Here is a 5,857-nt window from a genome sequence, read left to right on the forward strand (position 1 = left end):
CCCCCCCCCCCCCCCCCGGCCGGGATGCCCCATCGCCCGCACTGCCTCATCGAGAGACTCGTCAGGCTTCAGGGTTCCGTCCCATCGCGCCGAGCAGCCGGTCCTGTGGCGACGCATCGGCCGCCACCGGGATCTCGGGGCCGACGATGCCGGCCTGCCTGCCAATGTCGGGCATCTGGGGCACGAACATGTCGACGCATGCGCTCACGAGCTCCGGGTCGAGCCGGCGATCGGCACCGATCGCGACCGCGAGATCCCAGGTGTGCACCAGCTGGTCCATCGCGGTCCCAGCCGCCGCCTCACGGATCGACCACTCGAACCCCGCCGGCGACATGCAACGCCGTTCGAGCGCGCCGGGCACCCGCGCCGCCTCCACGCAACGCGCCACCGCGGCGCGATACGACTCTTCATCTGTCCCGACCGGCTCGCCGGCGAGACCCAACGCACCCAGCAGGTACCCGGTCCCGCCCACCATGTGCGCCAGGAGCGCCTCGACATCCCACGCGGCGCACGGGGTCGGCGCGTGACGCTGCTGCGCCGGTACCTGCCCCACCAGCGACGCCGCGTTCGACGCCGACCGCTCGAACAACACCACCGTATCCATCGGCACCCCCACTCACTTCAGAACCTGCTCAGTTGAGACTACGCTGAAATGATGACGGGCGCTACTCACACTGCGCCTCTTGCTGATCGCGCCGGATCGACGCACCCGTGCCGGGCCTGCGGGCGCGATCGTCAGGCGTCCGCGAGCTGCGCAAGTGCCGTGTGGAGGCGCGAAGAAGATCGCTACGTCGGCCTGCTCGCAGGCCGCCGGGGCGCGTCCCAGGGGTCGGCGGACGGACCGGCGCGTGTGACCACCGGCGTTTAGCGTAATGAGGGTGACGCACGTCGAGTTCCCCAAGGCGACCGCCCAGTCATTTGTCGGTCGCGGCGAGGAGCTCGACGTGCTGCTCGCCGCATTCACGGCGGCCGGAGAAGGCTACGGCGGCGCGGTATTCGTGGCGGGAGAGCCCGGGATCGGCAAGACCCGCCTCGTCGAGGAGTTCACCGTGCGCGCTCGCCGGGGCGGCGCATGCGTCAACTGGGCGACATGCCGGGAGGATGGTGGCGGCCCGGCATTCTGGCCGTGGGTCCAGGTCATCCGCTCGTGCATCGAACAGGGCTGCAGTTGCGAGCTCGATTCGTCATTGGTGTCGCGGGTGGCCGACGCGCAGCGCTTGGTCGAGACGGATGAACCACTCGACGAGCTGGGAGGTGATCAGGCCCGCTTCCGCCTGTTCGACAGCATGACCACCCTGCTGACGCATTCGTGCACAGCGAGCCCGATGGTCGTCGTCGTCGATGATGTGCATTGGGCTGACGTGCCCTCGGTTGAGTTCTTGCGCTTCTTCGTCCCGGAGCTGCGTGGGGTCCGGCTCCTCCTGGTGAGCACATACCGTGATGCTGATGTCGATCCGGCCAGTGACGTCGGCCGGCTGCTGTGGGACGCGATGCGCACGAGCCCGCGGCTGCAGATCGCGGGACTGTGCCGAGACGAGGTCGGCGCTCTGTTGAGCTCGACCGCGGGCGAGACCGCCTCGGATGAGCTCATCGACACTGTCTTCACGCGCAGTAGGGGCAACCCACTGTTCGTCGCAGAGTTCGGGCGATTGCTGCGCACACATACTGCTATCGCGCCGGCCGAACTTTCGGTCCCCGAGGGAATCCGAGCCGTGATGCACGACCGGCTGCGGCGCCTCTCCCAGCCCTGCCGCGACCTCCTCGCCATGGCCGCCGTGCTCGGAGCGCACTTCAATGTCGAGGTCCTCGCGCAGTCGGTCGGGCGCGAACAGCAAGAGGTGCTCGAGCTGTTGGACGAGGCAACTCGTGTGCGGGTCACCCTCCCCGAAGACACGCGGTCCGCGGTGTTTCGCTTCTCGCACGCGTTGATGCGCGATGCAATCTACGAGGACCTCCCGTCGGCCCGGCGCATCGAACTTCACGAGCGGGCGGCCGACGCGCTCGAGGTCCTCGGCGCGACTGACGACGAACGCATCGCGGACCTGGCCACGCATGCTCTGCGCGCGGCGGACGGCACACGCGCGGTCTGGGCTTGTGAACGCGCCGGACATCAAGCCCTCACGCAGTTGGCCTACGAGCGGGCGGCGAGCTACTTCCGGACCGCGCTCCAGTCGCTCGCGACGAGCGGCCGCGATGCCGCGCCGCGAACCGCACTGTTGATCGCGCTGGGTGAAGCCCTGATGGGCGCAGGTGACGTCGAGGCGGCCCGCACATCGTTTGCCGAAGCCGCGCAGCTCGCGAGAACGCGCGGCGAGCCCGAGGATCTGAGCCGCGCCGCGCTCGGGTTCGCCGCCGGGCTGGGCGGCTTCGAGGTCCGGATGTTCGACGCCGCGCAGATCACCCTGCTCGAGGAGGCTCTCGCCGAGCTTCCGGACGAGGACTCGGCGGTGCGGGCGGCGCTGCTCGCCCGCCTCTCCGTCGCGGTGTCGTTTCTGCAATCCGAGGAACGACGCCGCGAACTGAGCGGCGCCGCGGTGGCGATGGCGCGCCGAGTCGACGACCACCACGTGCTCGCGCACGCGCTCGCCGCGCAGTGCGACGCGATCGCAGCCGCCGACTTCGTCGACGACCGAATTGCTGCCGCCTCCGAAGCCGTCCACCTTTCACTCCGTGCCGGCGACTCCGCGCAGGAACTGCTGGCCCGCCGGCTGCTACTCGTCGCACTCATGGAACGCGGCGACCTCACGGCCGCGTGGCGAGAGGCCGACGCGTTTTCGCAAACCGCCGAGCAGCTGCGTCAACCCGTGTACTCGGTGTACGTCCCGGTCTGGCGCGGCGCACGCGCCTTGGTCGGAGGACGGCTCGACGACTGCCTCGCCTACGCCGACGAGGCCGAAGCGATCGGCGCGCGAGCGGACAGCACCAACGCGCGCATCCAGGCATGGGTGGCGCGCATCATGGTCAACGCGCACCGCAAGGACTTCGACGCCGTCGACGCGCTGTGGCGCCCACTCGTCGAGTCGTTGCCCGATCTCGGGCCGAGCCCGACCCTTGTCGGCCGAATCATTGCCGCGCTCGCACGCGACACGTCGGTGCCGCGCCCGACACCCGCCGAGCTACGCGCGCTCCCGCGCGACGGCCAATGGCTGGGCGCGATGTGCTGGCTGGCACTGGGCGCGGCCGAGCTCGACGACGCCGAGCTCGCCGTGCCCATCTACGACGAGCTGCTCGCCTACGAATCTCTCTTCGGCATCCAGGGCATCGGTGCCGGCTGTCACGGCTCCATCGCGCACTGGCTAGGACGTCTCGCCGCGGTGGCCGACCGACCCGAAGCCGCGGCACGCCATCTGGAGCTGGCGGCGCAAGTTCACCGGCGGAACGGCATGCCGCTCCTGCTCGCCCACTCCTTGGCTGCGTTGGCCGAACTCGACGACGACGACGACCGACTCGCCGAGGCCGCCGACCTGTATCGCGGCGTGGGCCTCGACCATCTCGCCGCGGCTCCCTCCTCCCGTGCCGGCGATCGTGTCGGGCCACTCGCCGTGTTTCGCCGCGACGGCGAGCTCTGGACCCTGACCTATGCGGGCCGTACCGTCGCGCTGCGCGACTCCAAGGGCCTCCGTGACATCTCCTGGCTGCTGGGGCAACCCGAGACCGAGATCCACGTCACCGAAATCGTCGCGGCCACCGAGGGCGCTGCACCCCTTCGGCGCGACCACCTCGCGAACCGACCGGCGCCTGCGGAACCTGTCCTCGACGAACGCGCGAAGGCCGCCTACCGCTCCCGCGTCACCGATTTGCAGACCGACATCGACGAAGCCGAAGCGGCCCACGACATCGAACGCGCCGCAAGAGCACGGGAGGAGCTCGACTTGCTCCTGGCCGAGCTGGCGGCCACTGCAGGCCTCGGCGGCCGGTCGAGACCGATGACCGACGACGTCGAACGCGCCCGCAAAGCCGTCACGTGGCGTATTCGCGACGCGCTTCGCCGCATCGCACTCGTGCACCCCGAGCTCGGCGCCCACCTCCAAGACAGCATCAGCACGGGCACGTTCTGCTCCTACCGGCCCCGCGCCACCCACTCCTCGCCGCGCTGACCCGGCCCCCTCGCGCCCACCGGTTGCGGACCAGCCGTCGCCTAGCAGTCGCGAGGCGCAACCTGGCGCCTCCTCCGTGAACGACCTGCGTCAAGAGGACGCAGGCGACTTGCACAAACAGGAGAGCGCCATGGCCACCAAGACCGAGACCCTCGCCGGCCACGTCGAACGCTGCTACCGCACCGGCGACTGGGACGGCCTCGCCGAGATCTACACGCCCGACGTGCTCCTCGACGTGCACGTCCCGTCGTGGCGCTTCCAGCTCGAAGGACCCGACGCGCTCATCGGCTGGTTCAAAGAGCAGATTTCCCACTTCCAGAACTTCCGAGTCGAGTGGGTCCGGGCGACACCCACCGTCGGCGGGGTCGTCGTCGAATGGGAGATGCACGCAGGCGAAGGCGACAACGACCACCTCTGCCGCCAGGTCGACATCCTCCACGGCGACGGCACGCGCATCAGCAACCACGTCATCTGGTGCGGCGGCATGTGGAGCCCCGAGACGATCGCCCGCCAGAAGGCCGAAGCGCCCATGGTGCGCTGGTGACCCACGTTCCGATACGACCGACGGCAACCGCACCGAAAGGACAAGCCATGCCCAAGCTCAACAAGAACGATGCCCCCGACACGCTGGAGCTCGAAGGCTACGAAGGCCGGTTCGGCGAGCTCGCCGACTACACGGTCGGGTTCGAGACCTACACCGCAGACGCCGATCTCGCGGAGCTCTTCAAGGGGCTCCCCGACGACCGTTGCCAGTGCCCGCACTGGGGTGTCGTGCTCAAAGGCAAGGTCAAGTTCACCAACGACGACGGCGAGACGACCATCGAAGCCGGCGAGGCCTACTACATGCCCCCCGGGCATCTCCCCTATCTCTACGCCGGCACCGAAGTCATCGAGTTCAGCCCGACGGACGCGCTCCGCGAAACACTCGAGGTCGTCGAGAGGAACATGGCCCAGAGCACGTGACGCGCGTAGTCGGATCATCGCCCAGCGCCGCGTCGAGCTCTCGAGCCGGGCGAGGTGAGCGGACTCGAACCGCGACTTCGACCTCGCGAACGTTTTCGGCGCGCCGTTCGGACCTGACGCAACGTCAGATGCGACGCTTCTACGTATCGCACGTAGACGTCACGCGCTCGACGTGACGCGGCCGCCTCTCTGACCTGCCGAGACGCGGCCCAGGGTTCACGCCGTTGACCGTCCTTACGCATCGTCGCGCGGACTCCACGCGGACTGCGGGCCGACGGTCTTGCGCGCTGCCCCGCCAACACGCACCTTGGGCGACTGGCCCGCTGCGCCCGTTCGCTGCCTCGTCGTCGCACATCAATCACACGCGTCCGACGATCGGGCCCGCCATGACCCGCGGACTCCTACGCATTCACCGTAGAAGTCATGCGCTCGGAGAGTGCCGGCGGACTTTCGCGGACTAGACGACGCGCGTCACCGACAAGCCAGCGGCGGAACCGAAGAACCCTTCGAGCGCGGGCACGAAGTCGCCGCTCGACATCCCATGCAAATAGAGGAGCGGGAGGACCTCGGTGACCTTCGGGGACTTGCGGCACCACGGCGGCACGATCGAGCTCTTGAACCCCTGGCGCTCGCCCGTCTCGGGATCGACGCGCTGGTCGTTGATCCGCGGCGCGCGGATCTCGATCCCGCCCGCCACCGTCGTGACCGTCCGCGGGATCGCGTGCCCGTTGCGGACCACCAACCGCTTGCCGTCCTCGTCGACCTCGCCGGTCAGAGCCTCGATATACCCGTCGGCT

4 protein-coding genes and 1 pseudogene are annotated in these 5,857 nt (G+C 69.2%); 3 read left to right on the top strand and 2 right to left on the bottom strand.

What is annotated here, in order from left to right:
• Positions 1–61 precede the first annotated feature (61 nt).
• A complete protein-coding gene (locus WD271_03345) occupies positions 62–604 on the bottom strand; it encodes a TIGR03086 family metal-binding protein (protein ID MEX1006860.1) in 543 nt (180 codons plus the stop codon).
• A 274-nt stretch (positions 605–878) separates the two neighbouring features.
• Between WD271_03345 and WD271_03350 the strand changes: the two genes are divergently transcribed.
• The 3 genes from WD271_03350 to WD271_03360 all read left to right on the top strand — a co-directional run bounded on the left by WD271_03350 (position 879) and on the right by WD271_03360 (position 5,060).
• Complete coding sequence (locus tag WD271_03350) at positions 879–4,097, top strand: AAA family ATPase (protein MEX1006861.1); 3,219 nt, start codon at positions 879–881, stop codon at positions 4,095–4,097.
• A gap of 130 nt (positions 4,098–4,227) precedes the next feature.
• Positions 4,228–4,641, top strand: coding sequence for a nuclear transport factor 2 family protein (locus tag WD271_03355; protein MEX1006862.1), 414 nt, complete (start codon positions 4,228–4,230; stop codon positions 4,639–4,641).
• A gap of 47 nt (positions 4,642–4,688) precedes the next feature.
• Positions 4,689–5,060 (top strand): cupin domain-containing protein, encoded by a 372-nt coding sequence (locus WD271_03360; protein MEX1006863.1) that lies wholly within the window; start codon positions 4,689–4,691, stop codon positions 5,058–5,060.
• A gap of 463 nt (positions 5,061–5,523) precedes the next feature.
• Here WD271_03360 and WD271_03365 read toward each other — a convergent pair.
• A pseudogene (locus WD271_03365) lies at positions 5,524–5,844 on the bottom strand (IS256 family transposase).
• Between the last annotated feature and the right edge of the window lie 13 nt (positions 5,845–5,857).

This window comes from Acidimicrobiia bacterium, assembly GCA_040880805.1.
In the GTDB taxonomy this organism is placed as follows: Bacteria; Actinomycetota; Acidimicrobiia; order IMCC26256; family DASPTH01; genus DASPTH01.